The organism is Glutamicibacter sp. GQ173, from assembly GCF_059759215.1.
Genome location: NZ_JCAXDT010000004.1, coordinates 168,767 through 193,271, shown reverse-complemented (window position 1 = coordinate 193,271; position 24,505 = coordinate 168,767). Strand labels below are relative to the sequence as shown.

20 protein-coding genes and 1 pseudogene are annotated in these 24,505 nt (G+C 57.8%); 13 read left to right on the top strand and 8 right to left on the bottom strand.

From position 1 onward, the window contains the following. Nucleotides 1-197 precede the first annotated feature (197 nt). Nucleotides 198-893: an SDR family NAD(P)-dependent oxidoreductase gene (locus AC6CHO_RS08595; protein ID WP_498214635.1), complete on the top strand. Its 696-nt coding sequence runs from the start codon at nucleotides 198-200 to the stop codon at nucleotides 891-893. A 362-nt stretch (nucleotides 894-1,255) separates the two neighbouring features. On the opposite strand, the gene AC6CHO_RS08590 is transcribed toward AC6CHO_RS08595, so the two are convergent. Then, the gene (locus AC6CHO_RS08590) at nucleotides 1,256-1,672 is read right to left on the bottom strand and encodes a LexA family protein (RefSeq protein ID WP_498214634.1); all 417 of its coding nucleotides are present in this window, start codon (nucleotides 1,670-1,672) and stop codon (nucleotides 1,256-1,258) included. A 72-nt stretch (nucleotides 1,673-1,744) separates the two neighbouring features. Beyond that, on the bottom strand, nucleotides 1,745-2,887 hold the full coding sequence (locus AC6CHO_RS08585) for a glycosyltransferase 87 family protein (RefSeq protein ID WP_498214633.1): 1,143 nt from the start codon (nucleotides 2,885-2,887) through the stop codon (nucleotides 1,745-1,747). A 443-nt stretch (nucleotides 2,888-3,330) separates the two neighbouring features. Between AC6CHO_RS08585 and AC6CHO_RS08580 the strand changes: the two genes are divergently transcribed. Then, a complete protein-coding gene (locus tag AC6CHO_RS08580; RefSeq protein ID WP_498214632.1) occupies nucleotides 3,331-4,185 on the top strand; it encodes an NAD-dependent epimerase/dehydratase family protein in 855 nt (284 codons plus the stop codon). 67 nt (nucleotides 4,186-4,252) lie between these two features. Here AC6CHO_RS08580 and AC6CHO_RS08575 read toward each other — a convergent pair. After that, nucleotides 4,253-5,557, bottom strand: a pseudogene (locus tag AC6CHO_RS08575) (NAD(P)/FAD-dependent oxidoreductase); the annotation flags it as partial. A gap of 296 nt (nucleotides 5,558-5,853) precedes the next feature. Between AC6CHO_RS08575 and AC6CHO_RS08570 the strand changes: the two are divergent. Next, nucleotides 5,854-7,059, top strand: a complete 1,206-nt coding sequence (locus tag AC6CHO_RS08570; protein WP_498214631.1) for a hypothetical protein — start codon at nucleotides 5,854-5,856, stop codon at nucleotides 7,057-7,059. Between the two features lie 325 nt (nucleotides 7,060-7,384). Here AC6CHO_RS08570 and AC6CHO_RS08565 read toward each other — a convergent pair whose 3' ends face one another. After that, a complete protein-coding gene (locus AC6CHO_RS08565; protein ID WP_498214630.1) occupies nucleotides 7,385-8,587 on the bottom strand; it encodes a sensor histidine kinase in 1,203 nt (400 codons plus the stop codon). Between the two features lie 312 nt (nucleotides 8,588-8,899). Here AC6CHO_RS08565 and AC6CHO_RS08560 point away from each other — a divergent pair, with 312 nt between their 5' ends. Then, nucleotides 8,900-9,574, top strand: coding sequence for a response regulator (locus AC6CHO_RS08560; protein ID WP_498214629.1), 675 nt, complete (start codon nucleotides 8,900-8,902; stop codon nucleotides 9,572-9,574). A 126-nt stretch (nucleotides 9,575-9,700) separates the two neighbouring features. Continuing rightward, on the top strand, nucleotides 9,701-12,259 hold the full coding sequence (locus tag AC6CHO_RS08555) for an ATP-dependent Clp protease ATP-binding subunit (RefSeq protein ID WP_498214628.1): 2,559 nt from the start codon (nucleotides 9,701-9,703) through the stop codon (nucleotides 12,257-12,259). 120 nt (nucleotides 12,260-12,379) lie between these two features. On the opposite strand, the gene AC6CHO_RS08550 is transcribed toward AC6CHO_RS08555, so the two are convergent. Further along, entirely contained in the window at nucleotides 12,380-13,021 is a 642-nt protein-coding gene (locus tag AC6CHO_RS08550) for a hypothetical protein (protein WP_498214627.1), read from the bottom strand. A gap of 245 nt (nucleotides 13,022-13,266) precedes the next feature. Here AC6CHO_RS08550 and AC6CHO_RS08545 point away from each other — a divergent pair, with 245 nt between their 5' ends. The 3 genes from AC6CHO_RS08545 to AC6CHO_RS08535 all read left to right on the top strand — a co-directional run bounded on the left by AC6CHO_RS08545 (nucleotide 13,267) and on the right by AC6CHO_RS08535 (nucleotide 15,422). Continuing rightward, a complete protein-coding gene (locus AC6CHO_RS08545) occupies nucleotides 13,267-13,722 on the top strand; it encodes a GNAT family N-acetyltransferase (RefSeq protein WP_498214626.1) in 456 nt (151 codons plus the stop codon). Nucleotides 13,723-13,786: 64 nt separating this feature from the next. Continuing rightward, complete coding sequence (locus AC6CHO_RS08540) at nucleotides 13,787-14,698, top strand: hypothetical protein (RefSeq protein ID WP_498214625.1); 912 nt, start codon at nucleotides 13,787-13,789, stop codon at nucleotides 14,696-14,698. A gap of 61 nt (nucleotides 14,699-14,759) precedes the next feature. Then, entirely contained in the window at nucleotides 14,760-15,422 is a 663-nt protein-coding gene (locus AC6CHO_RS08535; RefSeq protein ID WP_498214624.1) for an alpha/beta hydrolase family protein, read from the top strand. 34 nt (nucleotides 15,423-15,456) lie between these two features. On the opposite strand, the gene AC6CHO_RS08530 is transcribed toward AC6CHO_RS08535, so the two are convergent. Then, nucleotides 15,457-16,146, bottom strand: coding sequence for an AAA family ATPase (locus tag AC6CHO_RS08530; RefSeq protein WP_498214623.1), 690 nt, complete (start codon nucleotides 16,144-16,146; stop codon nucleotides 15,457-15,459). Nucleotides 16,147-16,150: 4 nt separating this feature from the next. Then, nucleotides 16,151-17,572, bottom strand: a complete 1,422-nt coding sequence (locus AC6CHO_RS08525; protein WP_498214749.1) for a helix-turn-helix domain-containing protein — start codon at nucleotides 17,570-17,572, stop codon at nucleotides 16,151-16,153. Between the two features lie 285 nt (nucleotides 17,573-17,857). Between AC6CHO_RS08525 and AC6CHO_RS08520 the strand changes: the two genes are divergently transcribed. From AC6CHO_RS08520 to AC6CHO_RS08500, 5 genes are all read left to right on the top strand, one after another. Further along, nucleotides 17,858-18,478 (top strand): nucleoside/nucleotide kinase family protein, encoded by a 621-nt coding sequence (locus AC6CHO_RS08520; RefSeq protein WP_498214622.1) that lies wholly within the window; start codon nucleotides 17,858-17,860, stop codon nucleotides 18,476-18,478. 9 nt (nucleotides 18,479-18,487) lie between these two features. Continuing rightward, entirely contained in the window at nucleotides 18,488-19,090 is a 603-nt protein-coding gene (locus AC6CHO_RS08515; protein ID WP_498214621.1) for a HutD family protein, read from the top strand. Between the two features lie 536 nt (nucleotides 19,091-19,626). Next, a complete protein-coding gene (gene aceA, locus AC6CHO_RS08510) occupies nucleotides 19,627-20,940 on the top strand; it encodes an isocitrate lyase (RefSeq protein ID WP_498214620.1) in 1,314 nt (437 codons plus the stop codon). A gap of 79 nt (nucleotides 20,941-21,019) precedes the next feature. Continuing rightward, nucleotides 21,020-22,657 (top strand): malate synthase A, encoded by a 1,638-nt coding sequence (aceB, locus tag AC6CHO_RS08505; RefSeq protein ID WP_498214619.1) that lies wholly within the window; start codon nucleotides 21,020-21,022, stop codon nucleotides 22,655-22,657. Between the two features lie 130 nt (nucleotides 22,658-22,787). Then, on the top strand, nucleotides 22,788-23,867 hold the full coding sequence (locus tag AC6CHO_RS08500) for an alpha/beta hydrolase (protein ID WP_498214618.1): 1,080 nt from the start codon (nucleotides 22,788-22,790) through the stop codon (nucleotides 23,865-23,867). Here AC6CHO_RS08500 and AC6CHO_RS08495 read toward each other — a convergent pair. Then, entirely contained in the window at nucleotides 23,864-24,433 is a 570-nt protein-coding gene (locus tag AC6CHO_RS08495) for a histidine phosphatase family protein (protein ID WP_498214617.1), read from the bottom strand. The two genes, AC6CHO_RS08500 and AC6CHO_RS08495, sit on opposite strands and share 4 nt — an antisense overlap. Between the last annotated feature and the right edge of the window lie 72 nt (nucleotides 24,434-24,505).

Here is a 24,505-nt window from a genome sequence, read left to right as displayed (position 1 = left end):
GTCAGTCCGGTGTGTGTACCTATAGTGGACCGGCTTGCGGACCACTTTTAGTCGGCTGCTCGAAACGATGCGTTCGGTAAGCCAAGACTGATTATTGCGGTGCCAAAGGCATAGTCGATAAAACTTGGCGACCCTAAATACGTAATTCAGTGCTTCATGTATTCAAGTTGCGACTAAATGCATGTCAAGATCAGCAAATGGATATTACTAATATTGATCGCGTAGCTATCGTTACTGGTGCAACCGGTGGCCTTGGAACTCACCTGGTTTCCCAGTTGTTGAAACGGGGATACCGGGTGATTGCAATCGGTCGATCAGATGAGAAACTGTCTAAGCTTCCGGAACAAGTAATACCCGTCAAATGGGACATGTCCGTCCATTCCGAGGTACCCGGAAACCTTCTCAAATTGCAACGGGTGGATGTGCTTGTTCAAAACGCTGGTATGGCTGACGTAGTCTCGATAGCTTCCACGTCTTCTGACCTGTGGGACAAAATGTTCGAAGTTAATGTTTCGGCACCGGCTAAGTTAGCCACGGCCCTCCTACCGGGGCTTCGTGCTGCACGAGGGCACGGGATATTTATCAATGCTGCTCCGAAAGTGTCAGGTGTTCCAAATTGGTCAGCCTACGTTGGCAGCAAGGCTGCGCTCCGCGAGTTTGCTGATTCTTTGCGTGAGGAGGAATCACGCAACGGCATCCGCGTCACCTCGATTTACCCCAAGGGGACGGCCACTCCGATGCTGGAAAAGGTTCGCGAATCGTTCGGCGCTTCTTACGATCCCAATTTTGAAATCAAGCCGGTGTCTATGGCAACGATGATCCTGTCAGTGCTGGATCATCCTGCTGACGCATACGCTCGTGAACTCTCTGTCGAAAGGCCAGGCACTCCCTAGCGCTTGCAAAGCCTCACAATCAGGCAATGAAATGCAACGGAATACGCATGATCAGGAACCATTACGGTTCGCCATTCAAACAGCATGCGATGGAGTCCAAGTAAAGGTTCCCCTTGCGGATGGCTCGGCGCAGTGCTGAAGACCATGGACAGAAGTACTGAGGACTTCGGAAACTGACAGAATTGTCGAGGTTACTTCACGCAGCCAACGAGGCATAAATGTGATTCAAAATTGTATCCTCCGCCCTCCGGCCACTGTCCAGTCGTACACAAAAGATAACTACCGGCCGGTTGCGCAGCGAGTAGTCAAAGGCCCGCTCGCAGGACACGTAGAAATTGTTCACGTCCACCAGGGATACATGGTCAGCGGACATGATGCAGGCACCTGGTAATCACGCCGAAAACTCCCACTTCATCGCCTTCGTTCAGCCAGACCGGCAGTGGCGATTCGTCGCTGAGCAATCCTACTTTGGGCCCATCGATATGCCAGCGCCGCACCAGCATCTGGCCGTTGAGGTTCACAATGACTACCGAACCATGGCGGACCGATAGCGAGCGATCGACGATCACTTCATCGCCATCATGAATCCCCGCGGACCGCATGGCATGCCCGCTCACCCGCATGATGAAGGTGGAGACCCGATCCCGGACCAGCAGCCGGTTCAAATCCAGGCCGCCGTCGAAGTAGTCGCGCGCTGGCGAGGGGAATCCCATCGCGGATACTGCTTGCACCGGGCCCTGGCTGGCGCCTGAAGGCATCAGTTCCTGTTCGTCAGCCACACCCGCCACTCCCTGCCGAAAACTAGTACAAATGTTCGAATACAAGAATTGTACAGCGCCGGGCAGGATGCTTCACATCGGTGATGCTTCCAGCAGTTCCCGCGGCTTGGCCAACAAGGCAATCACCAGGCACAACACCATGCCCACCACCGGGACGGCAGGCCAGATATACCACCAGGCCGCCAGCTCTTGATCCGGATGGATGCCAAAGAAGCGGATGGTCCATTTCGCCGAAACCATCAATTCCATGCTGAACAGCACTAATATCGCCAGCATGATCCGCCGCGGCCAAACGTCCAGGCGGAGGGCCACCACCGCCCACGCGTAGGCCATCACCGGGCCCCACACCCAGTGGTGCGACCAGCTCACCGGCGACACCAGCAACGGGCAGGTCGCGGCAATACCCAACAGCACTACCGGCTCAACGGTTCCATCCAGCTTGTAGAGCAGGGCAATAAACGCCAGGCCTACGGCGAGCGCCAGCACAAACCAGATCAGTGAACCCGCACCCAGGCGGGTCAGGAAACCCTGAAGGGAAATATTGTCGATATAGCCGACATTGCCCACGCGCGAAGGGTCGCGCACCACGTCGAACCAGTAGTCCAAGGTGTTGCGCCATTGGAAGATCAGCCCGATGACCTGGGTACCGAAAAATGCCAGGGTGCCGATGATAACCGCTCGCCATTTGCGCATGGCCAACGGAAGAATCAGCAGGGCAATTGGGGTGAGCTTGATGCCCGCGCAAATACCCACAGCAATGACAAACGGAGTCATGGACTTGGAATTCACCAACGCCAGATAGCAAGCGCCGAGAATCAAGATATTAATCTGCCCGAACCAAATGGTGTCCCGGAAAGGCCCGGAAATCAGCATCAGGCAGGTCAGGGTCAATGGGGTGACCCATCGGCCGAGCTGTGGCCAGCGAAGGGCAATTCTGGTAGCCAGGTCCTTGCCGACAAAGAAGGTCAGGACTATGGAGGCCAGCATCGTCATCGCCACCGAGACCCAATACGGGAAGATCGCCATGGGAAGGAAAAGCAAGGCGGCAAAGGTCGGGTAGGTGAAGGGCAACCCCGGATCGTTGATGGGACCAACAAAAGGCCCGTACAGATCTTCAGGTTCGCGCAGCAGAGTCAGCGCGCCTTCGCGGTACACCGACAGATCCCAGCCCGTAGGCTCGATGGCGATCAACGTCCAGGCCAAGATCAAGACCATCGCTATTTCCAGGATGGCTGTTGAACGCGGGACTGGTCTGATGATTGAAGAACGGATAAATCATCACCCTAGCATTGGTGGATCTGGCGGCCCGGCAACCCAAGCGCCTGGCGGCAGTAAAGGAATTCTGAAAGCACGAACAATAAATTCAAGCAGAGCGGCTTTCCCCATCGGTGCCGGTCCGCGCCAATTCTTCATTTGCGCCTGCTATTAACCCTAGAGCAAAAACCGAAAGCCCAATTCCGCTGAACTTTGGCTTTTATCCTGGCCAGAATTTTGGAACAGAACCGGTGGAATCCAGACAGCAAACGAAGGCCCTTGCCCGGCGACCAGAATAAAGATCTGTGTTGAATCCATCGCAACATCATAAGAGCAGACGGAACTTTTCCACCGGGCTAGAAGTTCTAGTCTTGAAGCAGAAGAATTGCCCACGAAGGAGCGCAGTGAAAGTATTACTAGTCAGTTGCGGCGATGTCGCCACCGAAGCCGGACTGCGCTTCCATGCCCAGGGACACGAGGTGACCGGGTGGAGACGCAACAGCAGCAAGCTTCCCGAGCAGTTCGCCGGGCAGGACGTCGACCTGCTGGTTCCTGGCCACTGGCCGGACATGGATCCCGAGACCGAAGTAGTGGTCCTTACCCCGGTCCCGGTGACCCGCGATGTCCAAGGATATGAGCTCAGTTATCTGCAGGCAGCCCAGGAACTTTGCGCCCGGCTTCACGAGCAAGCGCCACGACTGCGCCGCCTGGTCTACATCTCCTCCACCGCTGTGATGGGCGGCGAGGACGGCGAATGGGTCAATGAGCAGGCACCGGCGGCCCCCACCCGCGACACCGCAAAGATTTTGGCACGCACCGAAGCCGCGCTCGCCGAAAGCGGCCTGCCGGTGACCATCTTGCGCGCCTCGGGCATCTACGGCCCGGGGCGCACCAGGCTGATTGATCTGGTTACCTCTGGCACCGCTAGAATTCCTGCAGGTTCGCACTGGACCAATCGGATTCACCGCGATGACCTTGCCGCGGCCATCGTTCACGTGGCCAGCTTGGGCGGCCAGGCGGCTGATCTGTATTTGGCCTCAGACAGCGCTCCGGCCCAGCTGGGCGAGGTGTACCAATTCCTTGCCACCGAACTGGGCCTGCAGCAGCCGGAGCAGGAAACGGCGCCGGCCACGCGACGTGCCGGCGACCGGCGCTTGGACAACTCCGCGCTGCTGGGCAGCGGCTTGGCCTTGCAATTCCCGAGTTATGCCGAGGGATACCGCCAGATCCTGTCCGGCGCCTCTACGCGGCACGCCTAGCTCCAAGGCATCGCTAGGCCAGTTGGATCAGCAACCATCTCAAATGACCGCTGCGCCTGACCCCGGCCTAGAATCCCTTGCGCAGCGGATTGAAGTGACGGGCAATGGCTGGAACTTGTTCACCAGTGATCTGGGCAGCCAAGATCTTCCCGGTCAGCGGGCCTAGAGCCACTCCCCACATGCCGTGGCCGCCGCCTACCCACACGCGAGCCGAGCCAGTTTGGCCAATGAGAGGCAGGCCGTCGGCGGTGCAAGGACGCCCGCCCACCCACTCTTCCCTGCGATGTTCCCAGTTGATGCCCCTGTAGACCGGGGCCGCAGCGGCCACAATGGCTTCGATGCGCTTTGGCTCCAGCTTGTGGTTCACATCCCGGAATTCCATGGTGCCGGCAATCCGGAAACGATCGCCAAGTGGGGTGCAGGCCACGCGTTGGGTCGGGAAGTAGATTGGGTGCGTCGGCATATGCTCAGGCTCAACGGTGAATGAATAGCCGCGACCGGCCTGAACCACTACGTCGACTCCGAACTTCTTGGCCATATCGGTCATCCAGGCACCGGTTGCCAGCACCACGTGGTCCGCGGTGATTGCCCGCCCCTCGGAACCGATCACGGTCACCGAGCTCTTGTTGTCGCGAATGTCGGTGACATTAAAGGATCCAATAATATCGCCGCCGCGCTCAACGACTGATTCAGCGAACGAAGCCATGAACTTTGGCGGGTTGATATAGCGCTGGTTCTTGATGGCAACGCCAGCCGCAACATTATCCGAAAGTGTTGGCTCTATTCCGCGCAGCTGGTCGCCGGTCAGCAATTCATAGTCGACACTGCCGCCGGTTTTCTCGATCATCTCAAACTCATGCAGGAAGGCATCGCGGTCTTTGAACGAGGTGAATCCGGTGAGGAAGGGGGTTGCCGGTTTGGTCAGTTCGAGCACGCCAGGACCAGTTGCCGTGGCCCGAGCAATCTCATCGAAGGCACCAAGGCCGCTAACTCCGATTTCCGAGAAGATGCGCATGGCCGCTTCCCACCGCTTGGGCATCGAGTGCCACGCGAAGCCGAGCAAGAAGCGCAGCAACTTTGCATCGGCCTTCAACGGAATGTAGAGCGGCGAGGTCGGGTCAAGCATCATTTTCAGCCCGTTGGCAAAAACCGCCGGCTCTGCAATGGGAAGGGTCAAAGCCGGAGTCAGCCACCCGGCGTTGCCCCACGACGAGCCTGAGGCTACGCCGCCTCGATCAACAACCGTGACTTTCACGCCCGCTTCTTGCAGGTACCAAGCGGTGGACAAGCCTACGAACCCCGCACCGACAACGACAACATGATCTGGCGCAGTTACCCCTGCCATGACCCACTCTCCTTGCAATCTTTTGGCCTCTTTACACGAGGTCGCATGGGTTCACTGTCGCGCGATCCGCAGTGAAATTCAACGCGTTCTGAGGATTTAACGGTGAGCGCCACCACATCATGGTGTGACGTGTGTTTTCTGCGGAAATCTTTAACATTTCCCGTATTTCTAGCAATTCTCTGACGGGAGGTGAAAACTTTAACCGCATGGCATGCAATGAAGAACATCCGGGAATTACGCCTGAACCGTGCCCTGCGTACACTGAAAGGAAGCAAAAATTGCCCTTTCTCGATCAGCCATCTCAAAGGAACACCACCACACACATGGCCTCACGCAAACCAGCCAAGAAGAAACCAGCTCAGGGACATCCAGCTCGCCGAGCAGGCGCCAGCTCCGTACCTTTTGAAGCAGAGGTGCGACAGGCTCTACAGCCGTTCAAATCCCAGCTCTTCCGCCACTTCCAAGAAGAAGGCCAGCCTGCCAGCGAAACCCGCGCAGCGCTCGAAGGGCTGACCACCTTGCTGACCGTCCATGCCCAGCTGCGCAAGAGCGTTGACGTACAGTCGCTCGATCCATCAATCCTTGGTGAGCAGCTCGGCCATCTGTCCTCGTTGGGGAAAGAAGTAGCTGCTACTAGTGCAGCAATCCTCAAGCACTACCTGACGTTCTTGGGCACCTCCGCCAATTTTGGCGGCAGCGTGGAGGACTTCAAGCAGACTTTCGAGTTCCTCTCCCGCATGGCTGGTGATTCACCGATCGTCGCGCCTTACCTCGAAGACGAGGAAGCAAATGGCGCTTTTGAGTCCATGCCATTCGTCTTTGCAGCGCGCGAGCTGATCCAGTGGGTTGGCGAAGGCAAGCCCACTACACCGGCCGGAATATTGGCGGCGGAAACCCTGCAGGACGCAGCCCAGGCACTGGGCCTATTCATCAAGGTCGACGAGAATGCTCCAATCCCGGAAAATGCCATCTGGGAACCAGAAGACGGGACTGCCGTTCCTTCGTTGGCAGACATCCCACGGCTCTCCGCCTACTGGGATGCACTGATCGGCACTGCAATGCTGACCTACCAAGCACCAAACGCCAAGCCAACTGGGTCGCTCAGCGAAGCCCTGTTGGCTTCCAGCGGTGCCGGCGCACGTGTAGTCAAGGAACTGATCGCGGAAGTGCTGTACTCGCACATTCTGATCAACACTTTGGAGAAGCCAGGCCAGGCGCAGATCGCGGAAATGGTGGCCGGGGTCTTGAGCAACGCCGCTTCATCCACGCCTCCACGCGCCGAGTTTGCATTGCAGATCCCCACCACGGATGATCTGCCCGAAGAACAGCACCATCTGATCCCAAGCCTCGAAGAGGTTGTGCCACAGGTTGAATCCCTGCTGCGCATCTTCGAGCGCGAAGGCCTGGTAGAAATCGACGAGCACATTACCGTTCCCATTGTGCTTCGTTCTTCATTGGAGCGCGCATTGGGCAAGGTCTCGGATCATGTGCTGAACCAGGACACGGATTCGAGCGCCCCAGAAGCGTAAGACCCGCACTTGCCCAAATGCGATGGACCCGGAGGATCTCCGGGTCCATCGCATTTTTATTTGATTCTCGGATATCGGCTCAGACCGCTTCGGCCTCGACTCAAATTATAAAAGGTACGCTGCATTGTAGACAGACAACGACGGGCGATGGGGGCGCAGCCGCCGATGAAAGATCAGTCCGTTTATCCAATGCAACGTACCTTTTAATCACCCTCAGGTCCTCCATGATGCCACTCGCAAAACACCACCAAGTACCTTTTTGGTGATCGGTCTTCACCGATACATGTCTAACTTATCGCGTTCACAAGAATTTCGAAATCATACTTTAGTAGGAGGGTAGGGCCTTGAACGGGATGCTGGCACGAAGTGTCCACAGTCCCTTTTCGGAGCTGGTCGAGAACTTTCCGCCAAAGGTGCGCATACGGTCGGACATTCCAATCAGCCCACTGCCACCCTCTGGCAGACCCTTTGATTTCCTGCCTGAAATATCTATCTGATTAGTAATTTCCAGTACAGCTTCAGTCCCATTAGATACCAACTCGAGGGTGCAGACGCTGTCTGGAACACCATGCTTTATGACATTCGTTGTAGCTTCTTGCATTACGCGATAGATCGCTGTCTGCGCCGAACGAGGAAGATCGGAGATCCTCTCGTCCGTGGTTGAGTTCACTTTAAAGTTCGCGTCTTTGAGACGTTGCGTGAAAAGTTCTGCTCCTTGAAGCGCGTAAACGGTCGTTGCAGCCGGCTTGTCGACATCCAACGCCGCTTCGTCCGACATCGTTCCATCAGCCCGCAAGACATTGAGCATCAGACGCAAGTCGTGCAGGGTTTCGGAACTCAGCTTGGCAATGACATCCAAGGCGTCGAGAGCCATCTGACCGTCGTTGGCAAATTTCGCGGCCTTCGACTGCATGGCCACGATGGTGATGTCATGCGCAACAATGTCATGAAGGTCCCGAGCGATGTTTTTACGTTCTGTCTCGATTGCAGAACGCGTTTGCTCTTGGGCCTTGAGCATCTGCTGCACGACATCTGCGTTCTTCTCCCTCAGCAGAAAAATGCTGCGGGTCAGGAAGTAGGCCAAGGCCGTCAACGGGATCAGAGCCACCAGCAATATGGCATCTTGTTCTGCCTGAAGACCGAATTGCACCATCCAGGCCGCCGACAAAGTCAGGAATAGGGCACGAACACTTCGCGCTTTGACCGTAGCCGCAAGCGCGGCGAAAATCATGAACGATACTATCGTCCATACGAACAGGAATCCTTCGTTAAGCAAGAAATAGGCTATGGCGACAAAGATCCCCAGTGACACCGCAACCCAGCGCAACCCCAACGCGAGGGTCAGGCACAGCACAACGCCTACCAGTGCACCTCGCACAGAAACAGCAGAGGACCCGTTGAACCCATCTTCCAATATCGTTACGAACTCACTGCTTGACATCAATATGAGGATCGCGATGCCAACCCAAATAATGACACCCCGACCAGCCAGTAGCTTGGTCAGGGTGCCTTTCAATCGCTCACTCATACGCCGAATAATTCACGGCAAAGCCAATCAAGTCAAATAATCTCGCTCATGGACAACCTACCCCGTAACGTTCGCAAACCCATTTAGAGAAATCAGAACTCCAGCCAGCCGGAGTAGCAACAGGACCGCCACTAACCTGCTGGTCCGACGCCGCGGATGCGGGTGCAGCCACAACAATCAGCGGTCCAAATGCCAATGCGGCAACGGCCAACATTTTCAAACCCTTCATAACAAACCCCACATCTCGTCAACTTATATACTTGCAAGTAGGCAGCCCGTCAGGTGGTGCGCAACATCGACCCAAAGGAAAAAATGGAACAAATTAAGGTCCTAATCGTCGATGATGAGCCCCTTATTCGACATGCGTTGGGCACAATCCTAGCAACGGATCACGGAATTGTAACCGTATTTTCTGCAGAAAATGGCAAGCAGGCAGTTGAGTATTGTTCAGACAATGCCGTCGACGTTGTTCTAATGGATTTGCAGATGCCTATAATGGATGGGGTTAGCGCCACACGCGCCATTAAATCGGTCAAAGACAGTCCGGCAGTGCTTGCAATAACAGCATTCTCTTCGGATGAGTATCTCGTGCCTGTTCTTACGGCAGGTGCCAGCGGCTACCTCGTCAAGGATTCTGAACCGGGCGAGATTATCAATGCAGTTCACGCAGTTCATCAGGGCACGGCAGCCATTTCCCCGTCAGTTTCTTCAGACCTCATTTCGGCGGTGCGCGAAGCTTATACCGACAATTCCCAAGCTGTCGAAGACCTCATTTATGATCTCGGGATTACTAATAGAGAAATCCAGATTCTAAAACTCCTTGCGCAGGGATTAAATAACACTGAAATATCTAAAACTCTGGGGATCACAGAAACCACGGTGAAGACCCACATGGCGAAGATCTTCGTCAAGCTTAATGTTCGCGACCGCGTACAAGCACTCGTGGCAGCCGCTCGCATGGGAATTGTTGAAATCCCGAAGCACTGAATTTCACGTCGTCTCGAGTGTGACCTCGAGCGCCCGGGAAGAAATTTTGAGTGCCACGGGAATATCTTGAAGCCTCATGCGTTGAACATGAGCATAGACCGCTCAAGTTTCTACTAGGAGGCTCACTTGCCAGCATTTTTTGGTGCACCATCAGACGGCTCGTTTGAGGAATTCCTCTCTCGGTTCCTTTCTTCGCGAGCTCAGGCAGCACGTCCAATCGACATCACCCGCCTGCTTTCCACGCGTACCCATGAGGCAGTAGCAACGGCCGCAGCGATCTCGCATGAGCACGGACACGACGAGATCGACTCCTTGCACCTGCTCGCAGCGCTGATACGCACTGAACCCATCGGTGAACACCTCGCCGCCATGGGCATCGACATTGAGGCGTTGAGTCAAGATGCCATTGCCCACATGCCAAAGAGCCAAGAAAAGGGCGAAAAGCCAACGCGGCTATCCTCTGCTGCCCAGCGCAGCCTCTTTGATGCCTACCAGGTGGCACGCAACTACGGTTCGACCTACATCGACCCTGACCATCTATTCCTCGCCTTTGTTTTCAATCCGGAATCCCCGGTCAGCCACTTGCTGGCCCAGCACGGAATCACCGGCCAGTCCCTGCAGCAGGCAGCCATGGAACAGGCCCAGCGCGCCCAAAACGGCGGACAGGACCAGGGCCAGGACGAGTCCGACGCCTCCATGCTCGAACGGTACGGAACCGATCTGACGGCGCTGGCCGCCGACGGCCAGATCGATCCGGTCATCGGTCGTGACGACGAGCTGGACCAGGTCGTGGAGATCCTGGCTCGCCGCACCAAGAACAACCCTGTACTCATCGGCGAGGCCGGCGTGGGTAAAACCGCCATCGCCGAAGGGCTGGCACGGGCCATCGTTGATGACCAGGTTCCAGAGCAGATCCGCGGTTCCCGGCTGATCTCCATCGACCTGCCCGGCATGCTGGCCGGCACCCGCTACCGCGGCGACTTCGAACAGCGCCTCACCGGCCTCCTCGAAGAAATCGCCGACGCCGAGGGACAGGTGTTGGTGTTCATTGACGAAATGCACCTGCTGGTTGGCGCCGGTTCCGGCGAATCCGGAAATATGGATGCCGCCAACATCCTCAAACCGCGCTTGGCTCGTGGCGAACTGCACCTGATCGGTGCCACGACGCTGGATGAGTTCCGCAAGGTGGAGAAGGACAGCGCTTTGGCCCGCCGCTTCGGCAAGGTCATGGTTGACGAGCCATCGCAGGAAGTCACCCTCGCCATCCTGGAAGGCCTGCGCGATTCCTACGAGGATCACCACCAGGTGCAGTACACCCCGGCTGCGCTCAAGGCTGCCGTAGCGCTTTCGGCACGGTACCTCACCGACCGCCAGTTGCCAGACAAGGCCATTGACCTGATCGATATCGCTGGCGCCCGGCGTTCCATTGCCGCCGGCGATACCGAGGATGTGCAATCCCTGCGCTCCGACCTGATGGAAGCCGAACGCGAGAAGTCCCGCGCCATTGGCGAGGAACGCTTCGAGGATGCCAGTGCCTGGCGCGACCACATCGCCGAGCTGACCGCCCGGATCAACGCCGCCGAGGAAGCCGGCGACGCCGGAATCACCCGGGTCGTGGATGAGGTCCAGATTTCCGAGGTCATCTCCCGCTCCACCGGCATCCCGACCTCGCGGATCACCGGCGATGACAAGTCGCGGCTGGCTTCGCTGGAACAGTCGCTGCATGCCTCGGTTATCGGCCAGAAGGATGCCGTGTCCGCCGTGGCCCGCGCGGTGCGGCGCAATCGTACCGGCATGTCCCCTGCGGGACGTCCTATCGGCTCGTTCCTCTTCTTGGGCCCCACCGGTGTCGGCAAAACCGAGCTGGCCAAGGCCTTGGCCACCAACCTGTTCGGGTCGGCTGACTCGCTGGTGCGCGTGGATATGAGCGAATACGGCGAGAAGCACACCGTTGCCCGCCTGATCGGCGCCCCTCCGGGATATGTCGGCCACGACGAGCCCGGCCAGCTGACCGAGAAGGTTCGCCGCAACCCGTACTCGGTGATCCTGCTTGATGAGATCGAGAAAGCCCACCCGGACGTGTTCAACGTGCTCTTGCAGGTGCTCGATGACGGGCGCTTGACCGACTCGGCCGGACGCACCGTGGACTTCTCGAACACGCTGATCCTGATGACCAGCAACCTTGGTGGCGAATACTTGGCCAACAAGGCCGGAAACTTCGGTTTCACCTCGGCCAAGGCCACCAGCGAGGCCGGAGAGATCCGCGCCAAGGTGATGAGCAAGGTGCGCGAGTTCATGCGCCCCGAGTTCCTGAACCGGCTGGATGAGGTTCTGCTCTTCTCGAAGCTTTCGCAGTCGGAGATCGGCCAGATCGTCAAGCTGGTCATCGCCGATACGCGCAAGCACCTGGCAGACCAGGAGTTGGCTCTGGAAGTCAGCGAGCCCGCCGTGAACTGGCTGGCCTCCGAGGGCTACGACCCGGAGTTCGGTGCCCGCCCGCTGCGCCGATTAGTTCAGCGCAAGGTGCAGGATGCCATCGCCGATCTGCTGATCGACGATTCGCTGGCTGCCGGCGACACTGTCTTGGTGGATTTCGCTGACAACAAGCTGGTGGTGCGCAAAAAGGTTGATGCGCCGACCCCGCCAGCACAGAACGAGCAGGTGCCCAGCTTCTTCGATAGCTAGGTCGAATTAGCCTCAAAGGGGCTTGATGCGCCGAAGCTTTTGCTTCGGCGCATCAAGCCCCTTTTTGCCTGCCCTGAAGACGTGCTTCCATAGCTGAGTCATGGCGATGCCAGCCGATAGTCAATTGGACGGATTCGGGAACTTCGTCACGTCAATGCCACAGGTAAGAATCAAGTCAGTGTCCTGCTTCTGAAGAATGCAATGATCCGCGACAAAATGCCCGGACTGCGCCATGCCGCTGATCCCGTCGATCCTTTCGTAGACAAAGGCGGACGCTGGAGCATAAATGGCAAAGCTCGCCGGGTCGAAACCCGGTTTATAAACGACAATGCTCTCCCCGGTCTCCGCAATCACCTTGTGGTAGGTGCCCACGATTGAATTTACCCCCGAGAGCAGCCAAAAATAGAGCCAAACTAACGATGCCGCGGTGATGAACAGGTGCGCGAGAATTCGGACAAATACTCGAATGCCCTTTCGCTCGATCCCGAGGATCATCTTGGGAGCAAGGCAAAGCAACCCTGCGACTGCTGAAAGGCCGCTAACCAGCAATCCGCAAAACACCAGCGACCTGCCAGGCAAGATGAAATAGACGACCTGTCCGGAGGACCATAGCTGCTCAGAGCGTGCCCATAGCAAGCTAGCGCCCAGCCCAAAAATCACTGCGGCAGCAAGAAGAAAGATGCCCCAAGCCAGTTGCTTTCCATTCAGCCCATTGCCTTGCGGCTCAACGATTTCGCCGCTTTCAACAGCCATCTTTTCCATCTCAAGACATTCCTTCGAGAAGATATGGTGTTGTTCGAGACGTTGCCTTTGGGAGGAATTTCATCCGTTCATTCTTTCAGGCCGAATAGAACAATGCGTCCTCCCTAGGTATGAATAAATCCAAGTAAGTTATGGTCAAAAATTGCAACGGTTGAAAAGCCGCTCGCAAACGATGCGCGGCGCCCGAGTCCCGCATCCTAGAAGTTGTTGCGCTTCAGGCTGAAGAACAGCCGCACGGTGTTAGCATGAACCAAAATCTTGGACACTTTGGGAGCATCTTGGCAATGGAAATATCTATGACAAAAGTTCCTTCTCGTGAACAGGTCATCGCACTTTACGATTCCGTCGGCTGGAGTGCTTATACAGACCAACCTGACGTGCTTGCCAAGGCGCACGCCAACTCGGACTTTCTTGTCTACGCCTACGACAAGGATCACCAGCTCATCGGCTTGGCCCGCGCAATATCTGATGACGCGACCATTTGCTTTCTCCAAGACATCTTGGTTCACCCGAAGGCCCAGCGCACCGGAGCAGGAAGAGAACTGTTCTCGGCCGTCCGAAAAAGATTCGAGCACCTGCGCCAATTTGTGCTCATTACCGATGATGAACCGGGGCAACGTGCGTTTTACGAATCCATGGGTCTGACCGAAGGTTCAGATTTCGAGCACGGTCCTGTCAGAATTTTCGCCCAGTTTCTCTAATAGATGGCTTTTAGCGCATTCGCCCTAATAGACTGGGAATTCACGACTCTGCTAGGAGCAACTCTTGCGCATCCGAAGTTTCATGGTCCTGTCCATGGTGGCTCTTTTGATGAGCGGCTGCAGCACATTCCAAAGTCCGGCACCTGCTGCTGAACCGGAAGAATCGGCAACCGCTCCAGGCGACTCCACCGTCGAAGCCAAAATTCCTGGAACTGGACTTGCTGAAAATTCAATCGCTCCGGCTCCTGCTGAATCCACCGTAACGGCCTTGACTGGTCAGGCTTGGGCGGACTCCAAAATTCAAATGTGGAAAGACAACTCCGGCATCAAATCCACTCAAGGATTCTTGTATCCCAATAATTTGATGACCTCATGGGAGTCTCCCGAAGAAGGCGTCTTGAATATCTATTTGGACAACAGCATGATCTTCAACCGGGACGGGATGCAGGAAAGCTACCAAACGCGCGAGGACGAGCTTCGAATCATGGGGCGAGTAATGTTCGAGAGCATCGGCGAGAAGTCGCCAGAGCTGGAAAGCGTCACTTTCGCCACCGAGGACGGCAAGAATTCAGGAACCTACTCCCGAGCACGAACCGGAGCAGACCCCAACGATCGCAAAGCCTGGGCCAAGGAAAAATACGTGCAGTGGCTTGCGGGCATGAATGATGTATATGCATCAATGTGCCACGCAGAAATTGCGACCTTGGAGGTGTACCGCAATTGCCTTCCTGCTGACCCACACGCCTACGTCGACAAGGTGACATCGCCTGCGTTTGGCGAACTTGTCGTCACGATCAACGATGGTTCGTGGATGGACGGCATCTACGACACGCCTGCGTCCAGCTTCGTCTCCTCAAATATGATCATCAAGATCAACGACAAGGCTGCCGTGGGAGAACAAGTTGAAAAGCTGACTGTTATCGCCAGGGATGGCGAAGATACTAGCACCGCCTTGCGCGAAGAGTGGCTGCAATAGGCAGGTGCCGCCGCCACGACCGATTCTTTCACCATGAACGGCACGCTCTAGGCTGGAATCCATGACGCAAGAACTGTCGATTCCGTTCAATGATTCTGAGCTCAGTGCCCTGTGGTCACCTGCTGGGAGCGCCAGCGCGGTCATGATTTTGGCCCACGGCTCGGGGGCGGGCAAGGACCATGAGTTCATGACCGGCTACGCTCAGGCTGTCGCGGATCTCGGGATCAGCGTCTTGAGCTTCAATTTTCCCTATATGGACGTTGGCAAGAAGTTCCCGGACAAGGCGCCCACGGCTATCGCCGTCTGGCAGCAGGTGCGTTCATGGGTTCAGGAGCATGTAGCCGAGGGGCTCCCAGTGGTTGTTGCTGGCAAATCCTTTGGCGGGCGCATGGCTTCGCTGGCCGTTGCCGAAGGCATGCCGGCGAACGCACTGATCTTTTTGGGTTACCCCTTGCACGCACCGAAAAAGGAAGACAAGCTTCGCGATGAGCACCTCTACCCGTTGACGGTTCCCATGTTGTTTTTGGAAGGCACCAAGGATCCTTTCGCCAATCCAGAAAAGATGGAAGCCGTCGCTGCGAAGCTCAATAAGTCGACGGAACTGGTCTGGTTTGAAGGCGGCAATCATTCCTTCAAGGTAGCCCGTTCTCAAAGAACGGTGGCGCAGGATGGTGCATGGCTGGCCGAAGCAACCGCCAACTTCATTTCGAAGCACACCTCTTAGATACTGTCGCGGCGCCAATAGCTGTGCGGGTCATTCAGGAAGTCGTGCCATCCACGGACCAGCTCCAGCTGTTCAAAATCATTTTCGCGAAGTCCCCACGATCCTGCCTCCAGGATCCGAGCGTCCGGGAACGCAGCCAGAAAATGGGCGCATGGGTGGAAATGAGCAGCTGCGATCCCCCGTCAACGATGGTTTGAAGCAGTTTCATCAGCTTCACGCAGCCCGCCAACGACAAGGCAGATTCGGGCTCATCCAAGATCCATAGGCCCTGGATAAAGGGAATTCGCTCCTCAACGAGGTCCAGGTAAGACTCGCCATGGCTCCGCTCATGCAACTTGGTCTCGAATTTGGATTCTTCGAGATAGGTATAGAAGTTGTGCATGGTTTCTGCGCGCATGAAGAATCCCTTGCGCGAAGCCGCAGCGCCACGCTGGAGCTTGAGCTGCCGCCACAGCTCGGATTCGCTCGTCCGCGTCGTATTCATCGCGCCCGTCGAACCACCCTCAGCGTTCATGCCATAAGCCATCGCCAGCGCTTCAACGAGAGTCGACTTTCCAGTGCCGTTTTCACCGACAATGACGGTGACTTGTCCCAGGTCCAGTCCTTCATGAAGCAGCTGGCGCACCGGCGGCAGGACAAAAGGCCACCGTTGATTTCCAAGCAACGCCTCAGCGCCAATAGCCTCGACTCGTCTCACCGGCATGAACATCTGTGAAAATTCCACAGGCTCAGTCCTCTTGGCGCTGTAAGAAACTATAAACCTCGGTCTCATCCACACCAGGGAAAGCGCCGGTGGGCATCGCCGCGAGCAGGTGCGTATTAGCACGCGTGGCCGGCCAGGCATTGCCGAACCACTGATCAGACAAGTTCGCAGGCGGGCGGCGGCAACAGTTTTCATCCGGGCACGTGGACTGGCAGCGCTCCTTGGTATCGCGGCCACGGAACCATTTCACGTGCTCAAACGGGACCCCGATGGACAGCGAATACAGTCCCGATGAGTGTCGCTCGGTGCGAGCCGTGCACCAATAGGTCCCGTTGACTGTATCGGTGTACTGCTCAAAGGAGCGGAACTTGTCCATCTGCTCAAAGACGACGCGGCTGGTCCAATATCGGCAAATGCTCTGCCCTTCGATGGCGCCAGTATGATCCGCCGGGAAATTCACGCGGTCGTTTTCATAGGCCTTGTGCAAGATGCCGGACTCGTGCACCTTCTGGAAGTGGCAGGTCATGCCCAAGTGCTCGGTGGCCAAATTAGTGAATCGGTGTGCCGCCGATTCATAGGACACGGCAAACGCGTCGCGCAGGTCCTCAATGGCCAGTTCGCGATTGTTCTTGGCACGGCGCAGATACTCGACTGTTGATTTCTCCGGCATCATCAGCGCGGCGGCAAAGTAATTTGTGGCTACGCGCTGGGAGAGGAAATCGGAGTAATCCGTCGGCGTCCTATGGCCCAGCACGTGATGCCCCAAAGCCTGCAACAGTACCGACCGCGGATCGTGCTCGGTCCGGTTAGCCTGGGTCAGGTAGATCCGCATATTTTTCAGATCGGTCACCGAACGCGTGGAATGGGGCAAGTTCCCCACGAAGCGCAGGCTGAAGCCTAGATGCTCAGCAATATCCGCTGCTCGGTGGTGAGACAGCGGACCAGAATCATGACCGACTGCCGAAAGAACCTTGGAAGCTTCCTGCTCGATTTCCTTGTAATAGTTATTGCGGCGCCTCATCTCGTGGCGCAAAGCGGTATTGGCCCGGCGAGCCTCTTCAGGGGTCGCTGCCTGTTCGTTCAAACGGCGTTCGAGTTCATGTTGCAGTCCTACCAATGACTCGAGCACGTCCATCGGAAGGCGGGTGCCCACTCGTACAGTCGGCAGTCCCAAAGACTCGTAGAGCGGGCCGCGCTGGGCACGTTCCAGCTCGATTTCCAAGGCGGCCCGGCGTGAGGGAGGTTCGGTGCCCAGCAGGTCGTCAACGCCGACGTCGAAGGCGCCGGCCAGCGCTTTGAGCAGTGAAAGCTTGGGTTCGCGCTTGCCATTTTCAATCAGGGAAAGTTGGCTCGGCGCTGTATCGACCACGGCCGAGATATCGTCCAAGGTCATTTGCTTGCTTTTGCGAAGGAACCGAATCCTTCGCCCCAGGGCAATGGCATCCATCTCCGGAGTCTCTCCGGAGCCATTGCCATTTTCCGGCGTCTTCGTGCGGTTCCATGTGGTTGCAGTCACATGCCCAGAGTATGTGAAGAATGGGCAACTTTTCCAGAACCTGGGGATAAAAGAAGGTTTTATGCGTCCATGGAGCCCTCGCGCGCAGAAATATCTACAGTTCTTCCGACTGCAGCAGCCCTTTCGCCATTCATACCAAATGCACAGCGCACCAGCGGAATCATGCAGACCTGCCATTCGTTGAAGTAGTCAATCAACCAAGAACGAGGAGCACGCATGACAGCCATCGCAGAAAAAGTCCTCCTCGCGAAAAATTCTGCCCACGATCCGCCACAGACTTTTGTCGTAATGGGCATCGATGGAGCAGGCAAGAGCACCGCTATCAACACCCTGGTGCAAGAATTGAATAACGAGCGGATTCCCGCACGGAGACTGGCCAATGCCGCTGGCCGACGTTGGCTCAACAACTTCTCGCACAACTCCGGCATTCAGGTTCCACCTCTCATCCAGTCACTGATCGAGACGACCTTCCGGCTCGTCAACGTTGTCCGCAACTCGTTCACTGCTGGGCAGGCCCCGGGACTAACGGTGATGGACCGCCATCTGTATTGCCAGCTGGTTCTCCGCCGAGTCCGAGGCCAGAAGCCAGGCGTGCTCCTGCCGTGGCTGGCACGAAAGAGCACCGAACACGCAACCGTCATTCTTCTGGATCTTGATCCCCACCTTGCTTTCCAACGCATCGAAGCGCGAGCCGAAGACAAGGAACCCCTGGAATTCCTGCAGGCAGCACGCACCGAATACCTCCGCCTGGCCACGCTGCATGGTTGGCTGGTGCTTGACGCATCCGTGCCCACGACACAACTGGTGGAGCGATTGCGCATGATCGCAGGCAAGTAGACTCGACTCATGAGCGAAGCACAGGCTACTTTTGCACCGGAATCCATTCTTGAGCTGGCCAAGAGCACCAAGAAGCAATGGGAACTAGGGCAGGTGAGGCTCATCGCCGCCGGCACTTTGGCCGATAACGGAACGTTGCTGCGCAGCTCCGAAGCCGAGGCAACCTGGCAGGTATCCATTCGCTCGATTGAGAAGGAAGCTTCTTTCTCCTCTGCGCTCACAGCCCAGGTCATCACGCTGGTTGCTGGTGATTTTGTTGAGCTCACCGTCGAGGGCGAACAGCACGGCCTAGAGCCATTGCGCCCGTTGAAGTTCACCACCAGCGACCCAGTTGAGGCCAGCCAGCCCGCCGAAGAGCTGCTCACCGTTTATGTTGCCGCGGATCCGCAAAAGGTTCGCCCCACGGTGCGAATCGTTGAGTTGTCGAAGAAGCGCGAACAGCACCTCTTCGACGGCCAGCTCGGCATCCTGCTTCAAGGTTCAGCCACCTTGCTGCTTGGCGATGAGCAGCAGCCAGTGAACCTTCGCGATACCGTCGCCGGATCGGATGCCCAGGAACCACGCATCTTAGGCCACGGCGTCATGGCAGTCGTTTCTTTCGACCTCGCCTAGCCAGCAGACGGTGTCGGCGCTCTTCTGAGCCCCCACGGCAAAAAAGGCGAATCTTCGCGCCACTTCCCTGCTTCTGCGCGCCGCCCCAGAAGTTGAGTCGCCTTCTTTCTGCGTACTCATCACTCCCCCTAGTTCAAATTCGCCCTTGCCGGGACTTCACGTTTTCACCACCTGCCGCACCATCAAATCCTGGCTCAAATCCTTTGGCCATCGGCTAGTTCCCATATCAGACGGGGTCGTTGCGCTGCCCATCCGTAGGCTTCTAGCGCGTGCACTTCCCCGAAAACACGCGAGACATTCTAAAATTTCACACTTTTTCTCATCCATTTCTCTCGATTTGCTCAATTTTTAGCGTCCAGCTCCGCTCTTGCCCCAAGAAGTGCAAATCTTTCATTTTTGAGAAGAAGTAAAGATCTTAATATTGAAAACCCCTATTTCAGCCCTTGCGCCTGAGGAAAAGTAGTTCCCACGAAGAAGTTCACAAGATCACCTAGCGATCAACATGAACCCGGAACTTGCGCGAAGGAGCCAAGTCAATGACTACCGAGAACACCAACGAAACCTCGATCGACAACCGCATCGCAGCCATCGAGACCGATTGGGCAAACAACCCTCGCTGGAGCGGGGTCACTCGTGATTACACTGCCGCAGACGTAGTGAAACTGCAGGGACGGGTCCAGGAAGAACACACCCTGGCCAAGCGCGGCTCGCAGAAGCTCTGGAAGCAGCTGACCGAAGAAACCTCGACCGGCGGCTACACCAACGCACTGGGAGCACTGACCGGCAACCAGGCAGTTCAGCAGGTCAAGGCCGGACTTCGAGCCATCTACCTTTCGGGCTGGCAGGTGGCCGCAGATGCCAACCTCTCGGGCCAGACCTACCCGGACCAGTCGCTCTACCCAGCGAACTCGGTCCCGCAGGTGGTCCGCCGCATCAACAACGCGCTGCAGCGTGCCGACCAGATCGAGTTCTCCGAAGGCATCCAGAGCGTCGAGGACTGGATGGTCCCGATTGTCGCTGACGCAGAGGCCGGCTTCGGCGGCCCGCTGAACGCCTACGAGCTGATGAAATCAATGATTGCGGCCGGCGCCTCGGGCGTTCACTGGGAGGACCAGCTGGCCAGCGAAAAGAAGTGCGGCCACCTAGGCGGCAAGGTGCTGATCCCAACTCAACAACATATCCGCACCCTGAACGCGGCCCGCCTGGCCGCCGACGTGGCTGGCACGCCCTCCGTGGTCATCGCCCGCACCGACGCAGAAGCAGCAACCCTGATCACCTCGGATGTTGATGAACGCGATCAGCAGTTCATCACCGGCGAGCGCACCCCGGAAGGCTTCTACAAGGTCACCAACGGCATCGAGCCTTGCATCGCCCGAGCCAAGGCCTACGCACCGTATTCGGATCTGATCTGGATGGAGACCGGCACCCCTGATCTTCAGCTGGCCCGCAAGTTCGCCGAAGCGGTCAAGAAGGACTTCCCGGATCAGATGCTCTCCTACAACTGCTCGCCGTCCTTCAACTGGAAGAAGCACCTGGACGATGCAACCATCGCCAAGTTCCAGCGCGAACTCGGCGCCATGGGCTTCAGCTTCCAGTTCATCACCCTGGCTGGCTTCCACGCATTGAACCACTCGATGTTCGACCTGGCCACCGGCTACGCCAAGGACGGCATGAGCGCCTACGTCGAGCTGCAGGAACGCGAATTCGCTTCCGAAGCCGCCGGCTACACCGCCACCAAGCACCAGCGCGAAGTCGGCACCGGCTACTTCGACGCCATCTCCACGGCACTGAACCCGAACGCCTCCACCCTGGCCCTGGTGGGATCCACCGAAGAAGGCCAATTCCATTAGACCCTGATGGGTCGATGGTGCTAGCCGGCAAGGACGCCGGCTAGCACCACCACCATTTTTCATCTTTAAGGACGCTGCCATGAACTCCCCGATCACCTTGAACAACATCACCATCACCGCTACCCCCGTTCGCTACCAGGAGCAGATCCTGACCAGCGACGCACTGGACTTCCTGTCTTCCCTGCACAGCGCTTTTGAATCCCGCCGTGCCGAATTGATGCAGCGCCGCCAGGTCAACCGGGCACGCATTGCCAATGGCCGCGACCCGAAGTTCCTGGAAGAGACCCGCTCCATCCGCGAAGATGATTCATGGCAGGTTGCCCCGATCGCCCCGGGGCTCGAAGATCGCCGGGTGGAAATCACCGGCCCGATCGAACGCAAGATGGCCATCAACGCGCTGAACTCCGGCGCCAACGTATGGCTGGCCGATATGGAGGATGCTTGCTCGCCGACCTGGCAGAACGTGATCAAGAACCAGGTCAACCTGATTCGCATCCTGGACGGGGAGCTGGACTTCAGTGCACCAGATGGCCGCGAGTACAAGTTGAACAGCTACGATTTGAGCGAACTGCCCACCATCGTGGTTCGCCCCCGCGGCTGGCACCTTCCCGAAAAGCAGCTGCAGGTTTCCGGCACCCCGATCTCCGGCGCGCTGGTGGACTTCGGACTGCACTTCTTCCATAACGCCAAGCGCCTGCTGGCTGCCGGCCGCGGCCCGTACTACTACCTGCCAAAGCTGGAAAACCATCTGGAAGCACGGTTGTGGAACGATGTCTTCAACATGGCCCAGGACCTGCTGGGCATCGAGCGCGGCGCCATTCGCGCCACGGTGCTGATCGAAACCATCACCGCTGCCTTCGAAATGGAAGAGATCCTCTACGAACTGCGCGAGCACTCCTCGGGGCTGAACGCAGGACGCTGGGACTACATCTTCTCGATCATCAAGAACTTCCGCTCCCGCGGACCGCGCTTTGTCTTCCCGGACCGCGACACCGTGACCATGACCGCACCGCTCATGCGGGCCTACACCGAGCAGCTGGTTCGGGCCTGCCACCGCCGCGGTGCTTCTGCCATCGGCGGGATGAGCGCCTTTGTTCCCAACCGCAAGGATGCCTCGATCAACGAGATCGCCTTCGGCAAGGTGCGCGAGGACAAGGCCCGCGAGGCAGCCGATGGCTTTGACGGTTCCTGGGTGGCCCACCCGGATCTGGTTTCGGTAGCCCGCGAAGTGTACGACGAGGTGCTCGGCGGAAACCCCAACCAGCTGCAGCGCACCCGTGAGGACGTTGAAGTTTCTGATGCGGCACTGCTGAACATCCAGAGCGTCACCGGCAAGATCACCGAGCGCGGCATCCGCGACAATATCGAGATCGGCATCCGCTACATCGAGTCCTGGCTGCGCGGCAATGGCGCAGTGGCCCTGCGCAACCTGATGGAAGATGCCGCTACCGCGGAGATCTCCCGTTCCCAGCTGTGGCAGTGGATCCACCAGTCGGCCATCACCGACCAGGGCGAAATCATCACCCGTCGCTGGGTGCAGGAGCTGGCCGAGGAGACCATGGATAACCTGGAGCGCTTCGAGAGCGACCGCTTCGAGGAAGCCCTGGAGATCTTCGAAGCCTGCGCACTGCGTGATGACTTCCCGACCTTCCTGACCAAGAACGCCTACCTGCGGTACCTGGATGCACCAGCCCGCACCCTTCAAATGGCAGGCTAGGCGCCAATGAGACCCGGCCGATTCGAAACCAGTCGTCCTTAAGATCGGCCACGAAAAGCGGCATTCATCCGCTGGTAACCAGTCCAGCGGGCGGATGCCGTTTTTTGTGCGCAGTGGCTAGGCTGTAGCCATGGCATTGACGTTCAAGAGCCCCGCCGAAGATCTCTGGCAGCCCGACCTGCTCGGAGATGGCTTCAGTTTGAGGCCATTGCCGCTGGCCGATGGTTCTACCGCGACCTTGGTGCGGCATCGCCCGCGCAAGAAACTGCGCCTGCCCCCACCGCTGCGCGGAATTTCGGTGCTCTATGTGCATGGCTGGTCCGACTACTTCTTCCAGAAGGAACTGGCCGAATTCCTCAGCGAGGCCGGTGCAGACTTTTACGCGCTGGACCTGCGCCATTACGGGCGCAATCTGCCCATCGACAAGGCCCGCGGCCTTGCCGAAAGCATCAGCCCCGGGTTCACCACTGATTTGCAGGAGTACTTCGAGGAATTTGATGCTGCGCACCGGATTATTTCCAGTGCCCACCCGGGCACCCGGTTTGTCATGCTCGCGCATTCCACCGGAGGGCTCAGCGCCTCCATGTATGCGGCAGCCAACCCCAATAAGGTCGATGCGCTGGCGCTGAACAGCCCCTGGCTGGAATTCCAGGCCAGCGAAATCGGACGCACCGCCCTGGCCCGCATCATCCAGGCGGCCAGTGCGCGCAACCCCCATCGATTTTTGCCCACCGTTGATCCGGGGTTCTACACGCGCACCGTGTCCAACCAGTTTTCCGGCGAGTGGGACTACGACCTGGGCTGGCGGCCGGTCAATGGCTTCAAGCTCACCGCCGGATTCATCGCTGCGGTGTTCAACGCGCAAGCCAAGGTGAAAAAGGGCTTGGACCTGCAGATGCCCACCCTGGTGATGCTCTCGGCCGAGGACTACCTGCTGCCCCGCTGGCACGACACCGCCACCCGTGCCGATGTGGCCTTGAATGTGCAGGTGGTGGCGCAGCGCAGCCTGGATTTGGGCCGGGAATTGCATGTCCTGCGCTTGCCCGGAGCCCTGCATGACGTTTTTCTCTCCGCGCCCGCGGTGCGTGCCAAGGCCTACCGGTCCCTGGGTTCATGGCTGGCAGCGCTCAAAACCCGGCAGCGCGATTCGCAGCTGGCTTCCTGCATTCGCGCGGTGCTGCCCGAGGGCAGCGAAGTCCTTGATGGCTAATGGACCAGCTTGTCCGGGACTTCGTCGTTGACCAGTTCCAGCTGCCATGCTCCTGCCTTGTCTCGGCCCACAATGGCTACCGAGCCGTTGCGGATGGTATCGAGCTTGTAGCCGGCCAGGTGAGAGAGGGTGTAGCGGATGATCGTGCCATGGCAGATGATGGCGACGTTTTTGCCCGGGTAGTCTGCTGCGATCTGCTCGATGGCGCGCAATCCGCGGTCCACTACAGAGTCCAGCGGTTCGATTCCGCCGCCGTTTTTATCCGGCCACAGTGCCAGTGCTTCGGTCTCGACCATGCCCTCTCCCTGCGCGTAGTCGCGCTCGATCAGCAGGTCGTAGCTGGGGCCTAATTCCAGGCCCAGTCCCTCGGCAATGATCTGCGCGGTTTCGCGGGCGCGAGAGAGCGGGGAGGAGACAATGACATCCCAGCCTCCGGCGCCGAGGACCTGCACGGCGTCGCGGGCCTGGGACCTTCCGGTGTCGTTCAATGGAATATCGCTGGAGCCTTGCAGCCGGCCTTCAAGGTTCCATTGCGTCTGTCCGTGGCGGACGAATCCAAGTTTCATGAGCCCATTCTCCCACTTGATGTGTGCGGACCAGCAACCGCTGGTGGTTAAGCTCACGGTAGATCTGTCCCA